This is a genomic window from Mycolicibacter hiberniae (assembly GCF_010729485.1).
GTDB classification, from domain to species: Bacteria; Actinomycetota; Actinomycetes; order Mycobacteriales; family Mycobacteriaceae; genus Mycobacterium; species Mycobacterium hiberniae.
This window is the reverse complement of record NZ_AP022609.1, coordinates 547,249-565,260: the sequence shown is the minus strand read 5'-3', so window position 1 is coordinate 565,260 and position 18,012 is coordinate 547,249. Positions and strand designations below refer to the sequence as shown.

Below are 18,012 nucleotides of genomic sequence, written 5' to 3'. Positions count from 1 at the left end.
CCGAACCAAGCGGAAGGAGCTATACCGTGATGTTCTCCCACATCGCCAAGAAAACAGCCGTGGCAACGGCCGGCCTCGCTGCGGCAGGAATGCTGGCAGTGTCGCCGGCATGGGCCGACCCCCAGGTGGTCGGGTTCGGCGACTCGCAAGAAATTCAAAGCCCCGGCGGAGCCATCGATTACACCGTCGAGAACCTGCAGCCCAGCGGGCACAATGACGGGATCTGGTATTCCGATGTCACCGCCCGTGCGGTCAGCGGTTCACCGACACCGAATATCGCCGACTTCAACGCCCGCGCCGTCAACAGCTCGACGTTCTCGGTGATGAAGGGCAACGAAACCGACGGCCTGCCCAACGCGCCCATCGCGACGGGCAGCCAGACCACTGGCCGGCTCTACTTCGACGTCAAGAACGGCACGGCGCCCGACAGCGTCGTCTACCGCGACGCCGCCGGAGTCGACAAGGTCATCTGGAAGCACTGAGTCACGGCTCGGGCGGCGCGGCCAGATCCAGCACCATGGTGAGCCCGCCGCCCGGTGTCTCGGTGGCGCAGAGGGTTCCGCCCATCGCTTCGGCGAACCCTCGCGCCACCGACAGGCCCAGCCCGATCCCGGTGGTGTTGTGCTGGTCGCCGCTGCGCTGGAAGGGCTCGAACAGGCGCTCGCCGCCGGGCGGCAGGCCCCGGCCCTGGTCGGCGATGTTGATCACCACCCGGTCGCCGAGCCGGGACGCACTGACCCGCACGGAGCCCTTCGGGGCGTAGCGCAGGGCGTTGTCCAGCAGGTTGGCCAGCACCCGGTCCAGCAGTCCCGCATCGGCCAGCGCCACCGCGTCGCCCACGTCGACGGCCACACGCTCGATACCGGTACGGCGAAAGCCGGTGTCCCCGCGGCCGATACTTCCCATGGCGCGTTCCACGGCGTCGTCGAGATACACCCGGTGCAACGCCGGTCGCACCGCCCCGGCGGCAAGCCGGGAGGAATCGAGCAGGTTGGCCACCAGGGCGGTGAGCTGGTCGACCGATTCCTCGACGGTGGCCAGCAGTTCGGCGGTGTCCTCCGGTGAGAATCCGACGTCGTCGGCGCGCAGACTCGACACCGCGGCCTTGGCCGCGGCCAGCGGGGTCCGCAGGTCATGGCTGACCGCCGACAGCAGCGAGCGGCGCAGCTCATCGGCGCGGCCGACGGCCTCGGCGCGGGTGGCCTCGGCGGCCAGTTCACGCTGTCTGACCAGCCCGGCAGCCTGTTTGGCCACCGCGGACAAAACCCGTCGGTCACGGGCCGCCAACTGCCTTCCCGAGAGCAGCATCCAGAATTCCTCGTCGGCGTCGATCGCGGTGTCGGCGGACTCGACGGTCAACTGCGGTGCCTCGCCCACGGTGGCGATGATCGTGCGCCCGGATTCCGTGCCGGCCGGGGTGCGCATCCGCAGCAGGCTCACCGCCCGCAGTGCGTAGGTCTCCCGCACGCGTTCCAGCAGCGTCGCAAGATCGGCGCCGCGCAGCACCGCCCCGGAGAACAGGGCCAAAAGCTCCGCGTCATGTGACGCACGGCCGGCCTCGCGGGCGCGTTCGGCGGCACGATCCACCAGCGCCGCGACGGCAACTGCGACCAACAGCAGGACGATCTCGGTGATCGCCGAATCGGTGTCGGCGATGGTGAAACTGTAGCGTGGGTCGATCAGGAAATAGTTGAGCAGCAACCCCGATATCACCGCCGAAACACTTGCCGCCCCAACGCCGCCCAGCATCGACACCACGAGCACACTGACGAAGAACAGCGCACTCTCGCCGCCCACCCCGAGCAGCGGGTCCAACAGTTTCACGGTGACGGCGCACACCGCCGCGGGTACGAGCGCCGCCGCCAGCCACGGCAGGGCGCGACGTTGCCGGGCAGACATCACCGGCCTACGGATGCCGCGCCGGGACTCCTCGTGGGTCACGATGTGGACGTCGATCTTGCCGGACCGGCGCACCACCGTGGCTCCGATGCCCTCCTCGAACAGCCGCGCCCAGCGGGACCGGCGTGACGTCCCGATCACCAACTGCGTGGCGTTGACTTCGCGGGCGAAGTCCAGCAGCGCGCTCGGCACGTCGTCGCCGACGACGACGTGCAGTGCAGCGCCCAGGCTGCCGGCCAGTTCGCGGATCTTCCCGATCCGCGCGGGCGGCAACCCCGCGTGCCCGTCGCCGGTCAGCACGTGCAGCGCCTCCAGCTCCGCCCCGGACCGCGACGCGATCCGTGAGGCACGCCGGATCAGCGTCTCCGATTCCGGGCCGCCGGTCACGGCCACCACCACACGCTCGCGGGCCTCCCAGGTGGCGGTGATCTTGTTGTCGGCGCGGTATTTGGCCAGCGCGGCGTCCACCTGGTCGGCCACCCACAGCAGCGCCAGTTCCCGCAGCGCTGTGAGGTTGCCGCCCCGGAAGAAGTTCGACAGGGCCGCGTCGACTTTCTCCGGTGCGTAGACGTTTCCGTGGGCGAGCCGTCGGCGCAGGGCTTCGGGAGCGATGTCGACGAGTTCCAGCTGCGACGCCTGACGGACGAACGCGTCCGGCACGGTCTCCTGCTGCTGTACGCCGGTGATCTCGGCGACGACGTCGTTGAGGCTCTCCAGGTGCTGCACATTGAGCGTGGAGATCACCGTGATTCCGGCAGCGAGCAGTTGTTCGACGTCCTGCCACCGTTTGTGGTTGGTGCTTCCCGGCGTGTTGGTGTGGGCCAGCTCGTCGACGAGCGCCACCTGCGGCCGTCGCGCCAGCACGGCGTCGACATCGAGTTCGGGGAAACGCTTGCCGCGGTAGTCGATCCAGCGCGGCGGGACCACCTCGATTCCCTCGAGCAGTTCCTCGGTGTGCCGCCGGCCGTACGTCTCGACCACCGCCGCCACCACGTCGGTGCCCCGCTCCAGCCGCCGATGGGCCTCCCCGAGCATCGCGTAGGTTTTGCCGACGCCGGGAGCCGCACCGAGGTAGATGCGCAACTCCCCACGCTTGCAAGGCGAGTCGTAAGGGCTCACAGTTCGATCATCCGCCCCGGCAGCAACCGGCGACAGGGTGCCTGCGGTCCAATTCCAGGTTGACTGCGACCACGCTCACCCGGGCCTGGCCGAGGAATCCCAGCAGTCGGCCGCGCTGATGGGCGCCGATCACCGCGCGGACCTCGGCTGCGCTGATACCCCGCGCTTTCGCGATCCGCTCGGCCTGCAGGTCGGCGTAGGCCGGTGAGATGTCGGGGTCCAGGCCGCTGCCGCTGGCGGTGACCGCATCGGCCGGCACCCGGGGATGCCCGGGCGCCGCCCCCCGGATCGGCACGATGCGGCCGGCCGCATAGTCCTCGCCCGGCTGCGCGCATTGCACTCGGACGCCGTGATATTCGGCCATAAAGGGTGCGCTGCCGGTCTCGCACGGTTCGTTGACGCTGACCACGCGCCCCGGATGGGTGACGGCGCCGTGGGCGTCGCGCGGGCCGAAAACGGCCAGTACCGCGCCCTTTCCGCCCGGAGTGCAGAACGGCCGCGCCCCGCCCGCCGCACCCAGGCCTTCCGCCTGCGCAATGGCTGCGCTGCGTGCGCAGACTTCGCTGAGCAGGCTCGGGTGCGCGGGCCGGTCGACCATGCTTTCCGGGCCCAAATTGCTTGCCCCGCTTGCCAGGGTGTCGTAGCCGGTTGCGCTCGGCCGGCTCTGCAGATACTGGGGCAACGGACGGCCGGCTGCGTCGGTGAACGACTGCCCGATCAGGGCGCTGGCGACCGGCCGGCCGTCGACGGTGATCAGTGAGCCTTCGGCGCGGCTGTGCAGACCGGGGATCTGCGCCACCAGCCAGACGAACAGCGGGTAGCCGATGCCCAGGATGGCGGTCAAGACCAGCAGTGCCCGCAGCGCCACCAGGTGGCCCCGGATCGCGTCCGTCATTCTCATCTCAGGCCATCCCGGGTAGCAGCTGCACCAGCAGGTCGATCAGTTTGATGCCGAGGAACGGGGCCACGATGCCGCCCAGGCCGTAGACCGCGAGGTTGCGGTTGAGCAACACGGATGCGCTGCCCGCGACGTAGCGCACTCCGCGTAGCGCCAGCGGGATCAGGGCGGCGATGATCAGCGCATTGAAGATCACCGCCGACAGGATCGCCGACTGCGGACTGTGCAACCGCATCACGTTGAGCAGACCCAGTCCCGGGAAGATCGCCACGAACAGTGCCGGGATGATGGCGAAGTATTTGGCGATGTCGTTGGCGATCGAGAACGTGGTCAGCGCGCCCCGGGTGATCAGCAGCTGCTTGCCGATCTCCACGATCTCGATGAGTTTGGTGGGGTCGGAGTCCAGGTCCACCATGTTGCCGGCCTCTTTGGCGGCACTGGTGCCGGTGTTCATCGCCACCCCGACATCGGCCTGCGCCAGCGCCGGGGCGTCGTTGGTGCCGTCGCCGGTCATCGCGACCAGCCGACCGCCCTGCTGCTCCCGTTTGATCAGCATCAGCTTGTCTTCGGGGGTGGCCTCGGCAAGGAAGTCATCGACCCCGGCCTCATCGGCAATCGCCTTGGCGGTCAACGGGTTGTCGCCGGTGATCATCACGGTCCGGATGCCCATCCGGCGCATCGCGTCGAACCGCTCGCGCATGCCCTGCTTGAGCACGTCGCGCAGGTGAATGACACCGAGCACCATGGCGGGTCCGCCGACGAGCACTTCGGCGACCACCAACGGGGTGCCACCGGCGGCGCCGATACCGTCGACGATCTGGCCGAGTTCGGTGGGGATCTCGCCGCCGTGGCCGCGCACCCAGTCCGTCACCGCGTGGGTGGCGCCTTTGCGCAGTTGGCGTCCGCCGATGTCCACCCCGGACATGCGCGTCAGCGCAGAGAACTCGACCCAGGTCGCGGCCGTCAGTTCGCCCGGTGTGCGGGTACGCAGCCCGTAGGCCTCTTTGGCGTAGACGACGATCGAGCGCCCCTCTGGGGTTTCGTCGGCGAGGCTGGACAGCTGGGCGGCGTCGGCCAGTTCGGCGGCGCTGACCCCGGTCAGCGCAAGGAACTCCGAGGCGTGCCGGTTGCCCAGGGTGATGGTGCCGGTCTTGTCCAGCAGCAGGGTGTTGACGTCGCCGGCGGCCTCCACCGCGCGGCCGGACATGGCCAGCACATTGCGCTGCACCAGCCGGTCCATGCCGGCGATCCCGATGGCCGACAGCAGCGCCCCGATCGTGGTGGGGATCAGGCAGACCAGCAGCGCCACCAGAACGATGCCGCTGACGCCGTTGCCGTTGAGCGCCGCGGTGTCGGCGACACCGGGATTGTTGGCCTTGGAGTAGATCGCCAGCGGCTGCAGGGTGGCCACGGCGATCACCAGGATGATGCTGAGGGCGGCCAGCAGGATGTTCAACGCGATCTCGTTCGGGGTCCGTTGCCGGTTGGCGCCTTCGACCAGCGCGATCATCCGGTCGACGAAGCTGTGTCCGGGCTGCTGGGTGATCCGGACCACGATGCGGTCCGAGAGCACCCGGGTTCCGCCGGTGACCGCCGAGCGGTCTCCGCCGGATTCCCGGATCACCGGCGCCGATTCGCCGGTGATCGCGGATTCGTCCACCGAGGCGATGCCCTGCACCACGTCGCCGTCGCCGGGGACGATCTCGCCCGCCTCGACCACCACGACGTCTCCCCGTTGCAGCAGCGGCGCCGCGACGGCCTCTTCGATACCGGGTGTGGTGGGGGTCCAGCCGCGGAGCCGTCGCGCGACCGCGTCGGACTTGGACTTTCGCAGCGCGTCGGCCTGCGCCTTGCCGCGGCCTTCGGCGACCGCCTCAGCCAGGTTGGCGATCACCACGGTCAGCCACAGCCAGCCCACGGTCAGCCAGCCGAACCAGCTCGGATCGCCCATCGCCAGCACCGTCGACCACACCGCGCCGATCTCGACGATGAGCATCACCGGGTTACGCCACAAGGTGCGGGGATCGAGCTTGCGCAGCGCGGCGGGCAGCGACCGGGCCAGCAGGGCGCGGTCGATCACGCCGCTCGGCACCTGCCGGTGCGCGGTCTGCGGTGGCGGGGAGGCGGCCAGGGCCGAACGCATGTCAGTGCAGCCCTTCAGCCAGCGGCCCCAGCGCCAGCGACGGCAGGAAGGTGAGCGCGACCAGGATGACCGTCACGCCGACCACCAAGCCCACGAACTGCGGTTTGTGGGTGGGCAGCGTGCCGAGCGATTCCGGAGTGCGTCCCTGCGCGGCGAGCGCCCCGGCCAGCGCGAGAACCATGATGATCGGCACGAATCTGCCGATGAGCATGGCGATTCCCAGTGCGGTCTCGTACCACGTGCCGTCGGCCGCCAGCCCGGCGAACGCCGAACCGTTGTTGTTCGCCGCGGAGGTGAAGGCATACAACACCTCGGACAGTCCGTGCGGCCCGGTGTTGCTCATCGCCGAGCGCGGTCCCGGCAGGGCGATCGAGATGGCTGTGCCGGCCAGCACGACCACCGGCATCACCAGGAAATAGCTTGCCGCCAGCTTGATTTCGCGCGCCGTGATCTTCTTTCCCAGGTATTCCGGGGTACGCCCCACCATCAGACCGGCGACGAACACGGTGATCACGGCGAGGATCAGGAGTCCGTAGAGCCCGGAACCGGCGCCGCCGGGCGCCACCTCCCCGAGTTGCATGTCGACCATCGTCATCAGGCCGCCCAGACTGGTGTAGGAGTCGTGCGCGGAATTCACCGCGCCGGTGGACGTCAGCGTGGTGGCGGCGGCGAAGACCGCGGAGTCGGCGATCCCCAGGCGCTGCTCGACCCCTTCGCCGGCGGCCCCGACCGCGGTGGGGACGGTGCCGTGGTGCGCCAGTTGCGACCAGCCGAGCAGGCCGACGCCGATGACGGCCAGCACGGTCATGACGGCGACGATGGCGTGCCCCTGCTTGGCGCTGCCCACCAGGCGCCCGAACGTGCGGGGCAGCGAGAACGCGATGACCAGCAGCAGGAAGATCTCCAACCAGTTGGTCAGCGCGGTGGGGTTTTCGAAGGGATGCGCGGAGTTGGCATTGTAGAAGCCACCTCCGTTGGTGCCCAACAGCTTTATGGACTCCTGGCTGGCCGCCGGGCCGCCGGGAAGGGTCTGCGGCGCGCTTGCGATCGTGGCCAGAGTCTGGTCTTCGACGTGGAAGTTCTGGACGACGCCGCCGGCGATCAACGCGATGGCGGCAAGAGCCGCGATGGGCAACAGGATGCGCAGGGTGCCGCGGACCAGATCAACCCAGAATGAGCCCAGCACCGCGCTGCGCCGTCGCGCGAAGCCGCGCACCAAGGCGATGGCCACCGCCATCCCGACCGCTGCGGACACGAAGTTCTGCACCGCCAGGGCGGCCATCTGCACCAGATGCCCCTGGGTCGATTCCCCGGCGTACGCCTGCCAGTTGGTGTTGGTGACGAAGCTGACCGCGGTGTTCCACGCCAGCCCGGCAGTCATCGCGCCCGCCGGATGGGGGCGATGCAGCACCAGCGCGCCCTGCACCAGCTGCGCCGCGAACACGAACACCACGCACACCGCGGAGAAAGCCAGCACGCTGCGCGCATAGCCGACCCAGGTCTGCTCGCGCCCGGGGTCGACACCCACCATGCGGTAAATGAATCGTTCACCGCGGGAATGCGTTTCGCGGGTGTATACCCGGTACATGTAGTCCCCCAGTGGGGCGTGCACGATAACCAGCGCCAGCACCAGCGAGGACAGGAACACCGCCGGCGAGGCTGCCGTAGTCAACTAGAACCTTTCCGGGAAGAGCAGCGCCGCGACCAGCAGCGCGAGCACCAGAACGGTCAGTGCCAGACCGACGGCGTTGGCGATGCTCACAGTCGCTCCACCCACCTCAGCACCGCGCCGAGCAGGGCGAAGAGCACCACCGTCAGGATCAGGTACGCAACGACAGCCACGTGGTCTCCTTCTCGGGAACCCGACTGCCCTGAAGCTAGACCCGCTCAACCGGCACGGCGGTGGCCGTTGACGCTTTCTTTACGCTCGACGCGGCGTCCTTAACGGCTCAATTACGCTGCGCCCGCGCCCGGCCCGGGTGGGGCCACTAGGCGATCGACAACACGATCCCGTCCAGGATGTCGTGTTCGCTGACCACCAGCTCGCCGATACCGGCGCGCTCGGCGAAGATCCGGGCCAGTTCCTGGACGACGATCGCGCCGCCGCCGATCACGTCGACACGGCCGGGATGCATCGGGCCCAGCGCGGCCCGCTCGGCACGGCTCATCCCGATCAGCCGGTCGCAGACCGCCGAGAGCTCGTCGAAGCCGGTATGCGACAGGTGGATCACCGCCGGGTCGTACTTCTGGAGACCGAGCGCCAAGGCCGCCAGCGTCGTCATGGTGCCGGCCACCCCCACCCAGGTCCGGGCGCGCTGGACGGGCACGGCGGCGACCGCTTCGCCGAGCAGTAGGCGGACCATGTCGCGGGCAGCCGAAACCTCGGCGGCGGTCGGCGGGTCGGAATGCAGGCACCGCTCGGTGACCCGGACACAGCCCACGTTCGCCGAATAGCTCGCCGCGACCCCATTCTCGGGATCCCCGAGCACCACCTCGGTGGACCCGCCCCCCAGGTCCACGACCACGAATGGTCCGTCGGCGCTGTCCAACTCGCCGACCGCACCGCGGAAGGACAGTTGCGCTTCCTGCGCTCCGGTGATGACCTCAGCCACCGCACCCGGTACCGCCCGACCCAGGACCTGCGCGGTCATCGCGAAGAACACATCGCGGTTGGCCGCGTCCCGGGTGGCCGAGGTGGCCACCATCCGCACTCGTGAAACACCGTGGGCCAGCAGCAGATCAGCGTAGTCAGCCAGCGCCGCGCGGGTGCGTTCCAATGCCTCGGGGGCGAATCGCCCGGTCGCGTCGACGCCCTCTCCCAGCCGCACGACCCGCATCTCGCGATGGATGTCGCGCAGCCCGCCGTTCACCGGCTCGGCGATCAGCAGCCGAATCGAGTTGGTGCCACAGTCGATTCCGGCCAGCCGGGTCATAGCCAGTCCTGCGGGGCCAGGATGCCGACCATCGCCGGTTCGGCCGCCAATATCGCCAGCGCCTCGTCACCGAACGGGTTGACCCCGCGGCCCTTGGCCAGCGCGTGCGCCATCAGCACGTGCAGGCATTTCACCCGGTCGGGCATCCCGCCGCCGGTGAACGTGGTGCCCAGCGGCTCGATCGCATCCCGTTCGGCGAGATAGGACTCGTGGGCGGCCCGGTAACCGGCGGCCAGCTCGGGGTCGTGCTGCAGCCGCTCGGTCATCTCGGCCATCAGGCCCGAGGACTCCAACCGGCTGGCCGCGGCGGTCAGCGCCGGGTGCGTCAGGTAGTACAGGGTGGGAAACGGTGTTCCGTCGGGCAGCTTCGGGGCGGTCTTGACCACGGCGGGCTCGCCGTTGGGGCACCGGTAGGAGATCTCCAGGACGCCGCGGGCCTCGCGGCCCAGTTGCCGGCTCACCGTGTCCAGGTCGGCGCGATCAACCACGGGGCACCACCGGTACGGGCGGGGCGGGCAGCCCCGGCGGACCGGGCGGCCCCGGGGGGCCCGGCGGCACCGGCGCGGGGTGGGGTGCGTCGGCGATGGTGTGCCACAGCGCGGTGTACCAGGGATCGTCGCTGGCCAAGGCCGGGGAGTCGGTGCCCGGTTCGCCGGGCATCTCCGGTGCGCCGGGCAGCTGCACCTGGTAGGGGATTTCGCCGGGCATGACGAAGCCGAGGCGCTGGCGGGCCTGCGCCCGGATGTGCGCGGGATCGTCCAGGTTGGCCTTCTGCTGCTGCAGGTCGCTGATCTGGCGGTGCAGGGTGTCCTCCAATTGGGACTGCTGTTTCATCTCCGCGTGCTGGGCGAAGAAGGTACGGACCGGCCCGGCGAGGGTCAGGGTGAGCACGCACATCACCGCCGCCAGGATCACCGCCCGCCGGGCGGTGAACCCCACCCGCAGTTCCGCGCTCTGCTCGGCCGCCGCCGCGATGGCGCGTTTGACCGCTCTGGCCGGTGACGGCGACGGGGCTCGCGAGCTACTGGTGGCGCGGCGCACCGCCGGCGCGCGGCGCGGGCGCGCCCGTCCGTTTTCTCCGCCCCGTCCCGGCCGCGATGTCGCGGCGCGCCGCTTGGCGTCGGGCCGTTTCGGATCGGACATGGCAGCGGCCCCTGGCTGCTACTTGCTCTCCGGGGCGTAGCGGGGGAAGGCCAGCTCGCCGGCGTAGCGGGCGGCGTCGCCGAGTTCCTCCTCGATACGCAACAGCTGGTTGTACTTGGCCACCCGCTCGCTGCGGGCCGGAGCGCCGGTCTTGATCTGACCGCTGCTGACGGCCACCGCCAGGTCGGCGATAGTGGTGTCCTCGGTCTCGCCGCTGCGGTGGCTCATCATGGTGCGGTAGCCGCTGTGGTGGGCCAGGGTGACCGCGTCCAGAGTCTCGGTCAGGGTGCCGATCTGGTTGACCTTGACCAGCAGGGCGTTCGCCGCGCCCCGCTCGATGCCCTCCTCGAGACGTTCGGGGTTGGTGACGAACAGGTCGTCGCCGACCAGCTGCACCCGGTCCCCGATCGCCGAGGTCAGCGACACCCAGCCGTCCCAGTCGTCCTCGGACAGCGGGTCTTCGATCGACACCAGCGGGTAGCTGTCGAGCAACGTGGCATAGAACTCGGCCAGCTGCTCAGCAGTGCGGTTCTGCTTCTCGAACGCGTAGCCGCTGCCCTCGGTGTAGAACTCGGTGGCCGCGACGTCGAGCGCCAGCGCCACATCGCTGCCCAGGGTGAGGCCGGTGGCCTCGATCGCGGTGCTGATCAGATCCAGCGCGGCGGTGGTGCCGGCGACGTCGGGGGCGAAGCCGCCCTCGTCGCCCAGACCGGTGGCCAGGCCCTGCTTCTTGAGCACGGCCTTGAGCGAGTGGTAGACCTCCGCGCCCCAGCGCAGCGCCTCAGCGAAGTTGGGGGCGCCGATCGGGGCGACCATGAACTCCTGGACGTCGACTCCGGTGTCGGCGTGCGCGCCGCCGTTGAGGATGTTCATCATCGGCACCGGCAGGATGTGGGCGTTGGGGCCGCCGAGGTAGCGGTACAGCGGCAGCGCCGCGGAGTCGGCTGCGGCCTTGGCCACCGCCAGCGACACCCCGAGCATGGCGTTGGCGCCCAGCCGGGACTTGTCCGGCGTGCCGTCGAGGTCCACCAGCGCCTGGTCGACCAGACGCTGGTCGTCGGCGCTGATACCGATGACCACCGGCGCGATCTCGTCCAGCACCGCGGTGACCGCCTTCTGCACGCCCTTGCCGCCGTAGCGGGCACCGCCGTCGCGCAGCTCGACGGCCTCGTGCTCACCGGTGGAGGCACCGGAGGGCACCGCGGCCCGGGCGAAGGTGCCGTCCTCCAGCGCGACCTCGACCTCGACCGTGGGGTTGCCGCGGGAATCGAGGATCTCGCGGGCGCCGACCTGCTGGATGATGGGCACTGACTTCTCCTTGAGCTGGGTGGGGACTGCTTTGTCCTAGTGAGGGCCTGCTGGGAGCCTAGCCCGTACCGGACGCCTCACAGCGGGCGACCGGCTGCGTATGCCGCGGCCCAATCCCGGACGGCGCGGGCGTAGATCTCCGACTGGTTGTAGGCCATCAGCGCCGTCATCCAGCCCTTGGGGGTGGCCAGATCTTTACCGCGCCAGCACAGGTAACCGGCCGCCGACAGCGCGGCGTCGTCGATGTTGTCCGGGCTGATGATGCCGTCGTTGTTGGCGTCGACGCCGTAGAGCCGCCAGGTCTCCGGGATGAACTGCATCGGACCCATCGCACGGACCACGCCGTCGTCGTCGGCCAGATCCGGCTGGGCCTCCTCGACGATGTGCAGATTGCCCCCGGAGCCGTCGAGCCGGACCCCACGGATCTTGGGCCGCACATCGCCGTTGCGTGCCACCGTGGCGTTGTTGTAGTGCCCGTGGTGACTCTCGATCTGGCCGATACCGGCCAGTGTGGTCCAGCCCAGGTGGCAGCCGGGGTTCTCCACCTCGGCGACCCGCGCGGCGTAGGCGTAGGCCTCCAGCGCGGTGATCGGGATGCCCAGCAGCGGGGCCCGCTCGGCGGCCCACTGATAGAGCTGGTCGGCGGGCCGGCCGGACGCGAGATCGGTGCTGACCGGCGGGACCGGGTCACCCGGTGGCGGCGGAACGCCCTGCGGGATCGGGCTGCCGAGCTGCCAGCTGCAGCTGGATGCCAGCAGGACAGCCGTCCCGCCCACCACGGCAGCCGTCCGCAGCCAACGTAGCGCCGACACCGATCTCCCCAAGCTCGAACTCTGGTTACCCGTCCATCGTTCCATGACTGCTCCGCCGACGGCGGCTCTGACCGGGCTACACGCCCGGCCGAATCTCGGCCCGCCTGTGCGGACCCGGCGGTCTAACCAGTCAGCTCGGTGTGCTCGGGGTCGGCGAGCAGCGCGTCACGCGCGCGGGCGACCCGGGATCTGATGGTGCCCACCGGGCAGCCACAGACCTCGGCGGCGTCGTGGTAGGACAGGCCGAACAGCTGGGTCAACAGCAATGCCTCGCGCTGATCGGTCGAGAGCCCGGCGATCAGCGCGGTCACCTCGACGACGTCTTCGAAGCCGCGGGTGGGCCGGTCACGGTCGAGCAGCAGTTCGGGGTCGATTCCCGGTGCGGTGCGCGGACGCGACTTGAGGTAGCGGATGTGGTCGGCCACCACCCGCCGGGCAATGGCCAGCAGCCAGGTCCGGGCACTGGAACGGCCGGCGAACCGCGGGATCGCGCTGATCGCCCGCAGGTAGGTCTCCTGGGTCAGGTCGTCCGCGCTGACACCGTCGAACAGGTAGGCGACAAAGCGCCAGACGTCGCTCTGGGTGGCCTTGATGAACGATTCCAGCGCACGCGCGTCGCCGGCCGCGGCAGCTACGGCGAGTGCGGTGACAGCGTGCTCGTCGACTCGCTCAGCTCCCGCCATGGACGACAACTTTAGACCGGGGTACGTGACCTGATTACGACGCGTGGTCGTAGAGCCGGCCGCGTGGTTGACCGATCGCAGATGACGGCGCCGGGGGCGGCCGGCCGCCGTCACCGCGGCAGTCCCCGCGGCGGGGCCGCCGGCGTCTTCGCGGGCCGGGCGGGGGCGCGAGTCGCCGACCCATTCCCGCGTCACCAGCAAAGCGAATACCAAACCGATCAGCACCGGAAGGTGGCTGGCGATACGCGCTGCCGTCACCTGGCCGTGGTAGGCGTCGATAGCCACATAACCGCCCAGTGCCAGCGCATATACTCCCGAGATTGCCGCAACGCCGACCGCCAGGGTGGGCCAGACGCCGGCGGCGATCATTGCGCCACCGAGCGCCAAGAGCCATGCGGTGGACTCATGCAGCAAATGCGCGCCGGTGGCTGCGCCGTGGCCGTGAGCCGAGACCATGCCGAAGTGCACGCCCGCGATCTGGGCAAGTGCCATCGCCACCTGCAGCGCCCCCACCGCGATCAGTGCCAGCCGTCGCACGCCCCAGTGCGCCCACCGGTCCCGGCTGGAAATGCCGGTGACCGACGTCACTCCGGCGGCCGCCAGGATCTGTGCGGCCAGGTCGGGGCCGGCTTCGGTGCCGGTGTCGATCTCGCTGAGCCGCCGGGCCTGGGCGGCCGCCCCGACCAGCCAGCGCCGGCAACTGCGGCACGACGCCAGATGCGCATCCACCTGCTGGGCGGGCAGGCCTTGCTGCTCGCCGTCCAGCAGCGACGACAGAGTTTCGCGCACTACCTCGCACCGCATGCCGACATAGTCGCTCATTCGGCGCCCGGACACAAAGGTTGATCCGAACGGAACCGAACCGGACTTCGCCGCGACTACTCAAAGAGCAAGCTGGATCGCAGACATGTGAGGAGAGGTGTTCGATGACCGCACCCGTCTGGTTGGCCTCGCCGCCGGAGGTGCACTCGGCACTGCTGAGCGCCGGGCCCGGGCCCGGTCCGCTGCTGGAGTCGGCGTCGGCGTGGACGGCGATGAGCGCGGAGTATGCCGAGGTGGCCGCCGAGCTGGACGCGGTGCTGGCCGGTGTGCAGGCCAGTGCATGGCAGGGACCCAGTGCCCTGGAGTACGCGGCCGCGCACCAACCGTATCTGAGCTGGCTGGCCGAGAGCGCCGTCACCAGCACAACCGCGGCCAACCTGCACCGTACGGCGGCGGCGGCCTACACCACCGCGCTGGCCGGCATGCCCACGCTGGCCGAACTCGCCGCCAACCACGCCGTGCACGCCACGCTGGTGGCCACGAACTTCTTCGGCATCAACACCATCCCGATCGCCCTCAACGAAGCCGACTACGCCCGCATGTGGGTGCAGGCCGCGGAGATGATGACGCTCTACCAGGGCATCGCCGGGGCCGCACTGGCCTCGGTTCCGCTGGCCGCGCCCGCACCGCCGATTCTGGCGTCGGCCGCCGAAGCCGCCCCACCCGTGAGCTGGGAACAACAAGTCGCCGACCTGCTTCGGCAGTACAACATGGGCTTCGCGGACCCGATCGCCAAGTGGCTGTGGTCGCTGCTGGGGGTCGACGGATATCCGATCGAGGCCTTTCCGTTCGCCAGCTCGGTCAGCCAGATGTTGCTGCAGATTCCGGGCATGTCCCCGATTCTGGCCGGGGCCCTGGGCTGGAGCACCTTCCACACGCTGACGCTGCTGTGGCCGCTGGGGCAGATCGCGGTGCAGATGGCGATCCCCATCGTCATGGCCGCCGCGCCCGCCCTGGCCGCCGCCGCCGGGCTGGGTGCGCTCGGCGCTATCGGCGCGGTGGGCGCGCTCGACCACATGCCCGAGCCGACTCCGCCGCTGCCGGTGGCCGGTACTGCCACGCCGGTGGCCGCGGGCGCCCCGGTGCCGGCGGGTGCCGAGGCCTGCCCCTGCGCCGAGCCGATCTCCTCGGCCGGTCAGCCCGCGCCGGTCAACGTCAGCGCCGGGATGCCGGCGGGCGGGCCGGCCGGCGGCGGTCCGGGTGTCGGTTTCGGGCCGACCTCCTGCCTGTATCTGGTGAGCAGCGTTGCGTCGCCGGCGCGGCGCTCCAGCGGTGCGCGGCGTTCCCGCAGTGCCGAGGAAGACGCCGCCGAAGACCAGGACGCGCCCGCCGACGCCGCGGCGCTGACGCTGGCGCAGCAGCGCCGCCGGCGCCAGCGCGTCAAACAGCGCGGGTTCGGCGACGAGTACATGGACATGAACGTCTCGGTGACCCCGGACTGGGGTGCGCCGGCGACGGCGAGCGCCTCGGGTTCCGGCGCCGGGCCGTTGGGCTTCGCCGGGACGGCCGCCGACGGGCGCCGGCGGGCCGCGGGCATCGCGGTGCTGACCGGCGACGGGCTCGACACCGAGCTGCGGGTGCCGATGCTGCCGGGAAGTTGGGACGAGCACCCGGCCTGAGCACCGTGGCTACCTGGCGGGTTCCTGCCAGACGATCTGGGCGAGTTCGTCGCGATCGGCGATGTCGAGTTTGATGCAGGCCCGGTAGATATGCCCTTCGACCGTTCGAACCGACACCGTGAGCCGCTCGGCGATCTGCCGATTCGACAGGCCACGGGCGATCAGGGCCGCGATCTCACGCTCGCGGGCCGTCACCGGCAGCGGTCGCGCCGCAGCTCTGATGGCCGGCGTCATCGCCCCGTCGCATTGGGTGGCCAGCCGCAGCGCCCGCGCCGCTGACTCCGCGCTGCGGCGCCGCTGACCCGCACGCTCATACAGAGGCACCGCCTGCGCGGCGGCGTCGGCGGCGGACAACACCATGCCGGCGGCTTCCAATTCCACACTGACCGCGTCCAGCGCCGGAGCGTCCGAGGTGCCCACCGCACGCGCGTGCTGGGCATAACAGGCCGCGACCGTCCCCCCGACGCGGGTGGCCAACGTCGCCAGCCGGCCCGCTACGGTGCGGTCGCCGAACCGGGCGGCATGGTGCAACGCCTCGGCTTCGACCGCACACTGACCCGAGGTGCGGGCCAGATCGGCAGCAGCACGGGCCAAGTCGACCGCCGAGCGCTGGCCGCCCTTCCCGGCGGCGAGCCACGCCTTGGCGATCATCAGCTGGGGTTCCCACAGCGCCTCATGCGGGCCGGTGTGTTCCTGGGTGGCGTCGAGCACCCGCTCCGCCTCGTCGATGTTGGTCAGCGCGGCATACGCGCGCACCAGCAGCACCCGCGCCGGCAGCTGCCAGGGCAGCGAGGCTTCGGCGGCCAACGCCGCGATCGCCTGCTCCATCGAGGAGATGGCGTCGCGGAATCGGCCCCGATAGATCGCGACCAGGCCGGCCATGATCTTGGCGATGGCCCACCCGACGAATTGGCCGGCCGAAGAGAACTGCGTGTATTCGGCCACCCGCTGATCGGCCTGGTCGAGTTCCCCGATACAGGTCAGCGCGAGCACGTCGCCGTACCGCACCATCCCGCGCAGCATGCCGTCGGTGGCCTTCTGCTCGGCGCGGCACCTGGCGGCGATCGGCGCGAACTCGCCGCCGCGGCCTGCCAGCGGCATGGCGAGTCCCGCGCCGAACGCGGCGAAGTCGACGGCTTGTTTGGGGGCGCGCGGGTCTGCCAGCACCCGCTCGGCTGCGGCCAGCCCCTCCTCGATCTTGTTCTGGTGGATCGCCATCGCCGATCCGGTGGCGTCCACGATGAGTTTGAGGGCCGGGTGTTCGACGCGGCTGTGCAGCAGTTCCAGCAGCGCGGTGGCCTGGGCGATATCGCCCATCGACCAGAACAGGATCGACAACCGGGGGATGCCCCACTGCACGAGCTGCAGCTCATCGAGGTGGGCGGGATCGAAACGGGTGAGGATCTCGTCGGCCTGCACCGGACGCCCCTGCCACAACAGCGCCCGCGACAGCAGCTCGGCGGCACGCAGGCCGCCGCCCCGCTCGAAAGCCGAGCGCGCCAACCGCTCCCCCAGGGGCAGGTTCGACAAGAAGATCGCATCCTTGGCCGCGCTGATCAGCGAGTCCATGTCCACCTGCTGGTCGCTGTCGATGCACAGGTGCGCCAGCCGGATACGGTCGGCGGCCGAATCCAGATCGCGTTCGCGAAGGACCGTCACGATGCGGCCCCGTAGGCTGCGCGCGGAGGCGGTGCCGATCCGGCGGCGCACGACGTCGCCGAACACCGGGTGGCTGAACCGGGCACTGAGATGCCGGCCGTCCTGTGTGACGCGGATCAGCCCCTGCACCTCGGCGGCGTCCACCGCCTCCTCCCCGGCCAGCTCGCACAGCGCGTCTATGTCCAGTGGTTCGCACAGCGCCAGCAGCTTCAAGGCGCCCACAATCTCCTTGCCGGCGCGATCGAGACGCTCGTCGAGCAACGCCGCCAGGCCGGACGGCACCTTGGTCGGCCCACGCAACTGCCACACACCGTTGACTTCGGTCAAGGTTCCGGCGTCGACAGCCCCTTCGACCAGGTGCCGCAGAAACAGTGGATTGCCGCCCGTCGATTCCCACATGACGTCGGCGCTGAGCCCCTCGAGCGTTCCGCCCAGGACCGTTTCGACCAGCGCGACAGACTGTTGTTTGCTCAGCACGTGCAGTTCGAGGCGCTGCAGGTGCGCGTCCTTCCACAAGGCGGTCACCGCGTCCAACACCGGCTCGCCGCTGCGCACCGTGCACACCACCCGCGCCGCGCCCTCCACCACAAGCTGGTGCAGCAGGGTGGCCGACAGCTGGTCCAGCAGGTGCGCGTCGTCCACGCCGATGACGGTGTCGCCTTCAGCCACAAGGGATTTCCGCGCCGATGTCAGCAGCGCGATCGGGTCGCGCGACGCCGACGCCTCCACCCACTGGGCGAACGCCCCCAGCGGGATGCTGCGGGAAGACTCCGTGCACGCCGCCCAGTGCACCTGGGACGGCAGCGATGCGGTGACGGCGCGGGCCAAGGTCGTCTTGCCGACTCCGGCGGAGCCCACCAGCACGACACCGCGACAGTCCTCACCTGTCAGACAGGACCGGATCGCCTCGCATTCCGCGGGGCGATCAAGCAGCCGCCACCCGCCTGCCATGGATAGATAGTCTAAGTCGGCCC

14 protein-coding genes and 1 pseudogene are annotated in these 18,012 nt (G+C 70.2%); 2 read left to right on the top strand and 13 right to left on the bottom strand.

Features of this window, described 5'->3' with window-relative positions:
* The first annotated feature begins 26 nt into the window (after positions 1–26).
* Positions 27–482 carry a DUF1942 domain-containing protein gene (locus G6N14_RS02680; protein ID WP_085135496.1) on the top strand — a complete coding sequence of 152 codons (456 nt, stop codon included), beginning with the start codon at positions 27–29 and terminating at the stop codon, positions 480–482.
* Between the two features lies 1 nt (position 483).
* Here the strand turns inward: G6N14_RS02680 and G6N14_RS02675 are convergent, their stop codons facing one another.
* The 12 genes and pseudogenes from G6N14_RS02675 to G6N14_RS20755 form a co-directional block, all read right to left on the bottom strand.
* Positions 484–3,018 (bottom strand): sensor histidine kinase, encoded by a 2,535-nt coding sequence (locus G6N14_RS02675; protein ID WP_234808903.1) that lies wholly within the window; start codon positions 3,016–3,018, stop codon positions 484–486.
* Between the two features lie 7 nt (positions 3,019–3,025).
* Positions 3,026–3,919: a potassium-transporting ATPase subunit C gene (locus G6N14_RS02670; RefSeq protein WP_085135498.1), complete on the bottom strand. Its 894-nt coding sequence runs from the start codon at positions 3,917–3,919 to the stop codon at positions 3,026–3,028.
* Position 3,920: 1 nt separating this feature from the next.
* Positions 3,921–6,059: a potassium-transporting ATPase subunit KdpB gene (kdpB, locus tag G6N14_RS02665; RefSeq protein WP_085135499.1), complete on the bottom strand. Its 2,139-nt coding sequence runs from the start codon at positions 6,057–6,059 to the stop codon at positions 3,921–3,923.
* 1 nt (position 6,060) lies between these two features.
* Positions 6,061–7,731 (bottom strand): potassium-transporting ATPase subunit KdpA, encoded by a 1,671-nt coding sequence (gene kdpA, locus G6N14_RS02660; RefSeq protein ID WP_085135500.1) that lies wholly within the window; start codon positions 7,729–7,731, stop codon positions 6,061–6,063.
* A complete protein-coding gene (locus G6N14_RS20765) occupies positions 7,732–7,821 on the bottom strand; it encodes a potassium-transporting ATPase subunit F (protein ID WP_046316401.1) in 90 nt (29 codons plus the stop codon). It abuts the gene before it with no gap.
* 226 nt (positions 7,822–8,047) lie between these two features.
* Positions 8,048–8,992, bottom strand: coding sequence for a Ppx/GppA phosphatase family protein (locus G6N14_RS02650; protein ID WP_085135502.1), 945 nt, complete (start codon positions 8,990–8,992; stop codon positions 8,048–8,050).
* Positions 8,989–9,480, bottom strand: a complete 492-nt coding sequence (locus tag G6N14_RS02645; RefSeq protein ID WP_085135503.1) for a DUF501 domain-containing protein — start codon at positions 9,478–9,480, stop codon at positions 8,989–8,991. The genes G6N14_RS02650 and G6N14_RS02645 overlap by 4 nt, the downstream gene beginning before the upstream one ends.
* The gene (locus G6N14_RS02640) at positions 9,473–10,135 is read right to left on the bottom strand and encodes an FtsB family cell division protein (protein ID WP_085135504.1); all 663 of its coding nucleotides are present in this window, start codon (positions 10,133–10,135) and stop codon (positions 9,473–9,475) included. Before G6N14_RS02640 ends, G6N14_RS02645 begins: the two co-directional genes overlap by 8 nt.
* 18 nt (positions 10,136–10,153) lie before the next feature.
* Positions 10,154–11,443 (bottom strand): phosphopyruvate hydratase, encoded by a 1,290-nt coding sequence (gene eno, locus G6N14_RS02635; protein WP_085135505.1) that lies wholly within the window; start codon positions 11,441–11,443, stop codon positions 10,154–10,156.
* Between the two features lie 77 nt (positions 11,444–11,520).
* On the bottom strand, positions 11,521–12,255 hold the full coding sequence (locus G6N14_RS02630; RefSeq protein WP_085135506.1) for a lytic transglycosylase domain-containing protein: 735 nt from the start codon (positions 12,253–12,255) through the stop codon (positions 11,521–11,523).
* A gap of 122 nt (positions 12,256–12,377) precedes the next feature.
* On the bottom strand, positions 12,378–12,938 hold the full coding sequence (gene sigC / locus G6N14_RS20760) for an RNA polymerase sigma factor SigC (RefSeq protein ID WP_234808911.1): 561 nt from the start codon (positions 12,936–12,938) through the stop codon (positions 12,378–12,380).
* Between the two features lie 108 nt (positions 12,939–13,046).
* Positions 13,047–13,742, bottom strand: a pseudogene (locus G6N14_RS20755) (DUF2275 domain-containing protein); the annotation flags it as partial.
* 122 nt (positions 13,743–13,864) lie between these two features.
* Here G6N14_RS20755 and G6N14_RS02620 point away from each other — a divergent pair.
* On the top strand, positions 13,865–15,379 hold the full coding sequence (locus G6N14_RS02620; RefSeq protein ID WP_085135507.1) for a PPE family protein: 1,515 nt from the start codon (positions 13,865–13,867) through the stop codon (positions 15,377–15,379).
* 9 nt (positions 15,380–15,388) lie between these two features.
* Here G6N14_RS02620 and G6N14_RS02615 read toward each other — a convergent pair whose 3' ends face one another.
* A complete protein-coding gene (locus tag G6N14_RS02615) occupies positions 15,389–17,989 on the bottom strand; it encodes a LuxR C-terminal-related transcriptional regulator (protein WP_085135508.1) in 2,601 nt (866 codons plus the stop codon).
* Positions 17,990–18,012 lie beyond the last annotated feature (23 nt).

What these genes read in the sequence shown, in the direction of transcription:
- G6N14_RS02650 (WP_085135502.1), bottom strand. Translation starts at nt 8,992, where the DNA reads ATGACCCGGCTGGCCGGAATCGACTGTGGCACCAACTCGATTCGGCTG.
- kdpB (WP_085135499.1), bottom strand. Translation starts at nt 6,059, where the DNA reads ATGCGTTCGGCCCTGGCCGCCTCCCCGCCACCGCAGACCGCGCACCGG.
- G6N14_RS02640 (WP_085135504.1), bottom strand. Translation starts at nt 10,135, where the DNA reads ATGTCCGATCCGAAACGGCCCGACGCCAAGCGGCGCGCCGCGACATCG.
- sigC (WP_234808911.1), bottom strand. Translation starts at nt 12,938, where the DNA reads ATGGCGGGAGCTGAGCGAGTCGACGAGCACGCTGTCACCGCACTCGCC.
- G6N14_RS02620 (WP_085135507.1), top strand. Translation starts at nt 13,865, where the DNA reads ATGACCGCACCCGTCTGGTTGGCCTCGCCGCCGGAGGTGCACTCGGCA.
- G6N14_RS02670 (WP_085135498.1), bottom strand. Translation starts at nt 3,919, where the DNA reads ATGAGAATGACGGACGCGATCCGGGGCCACCTGGTGGCGCTGCGGGCA.
- G6N14_RS02615 (WP_085135508.1), bottom strand. Translation starts at nt 17,989, where the DNA reads ATGGCAGGCGGGTGGCGGCTGCTTGATCGCCCCGCGGAATGCGAGGCG.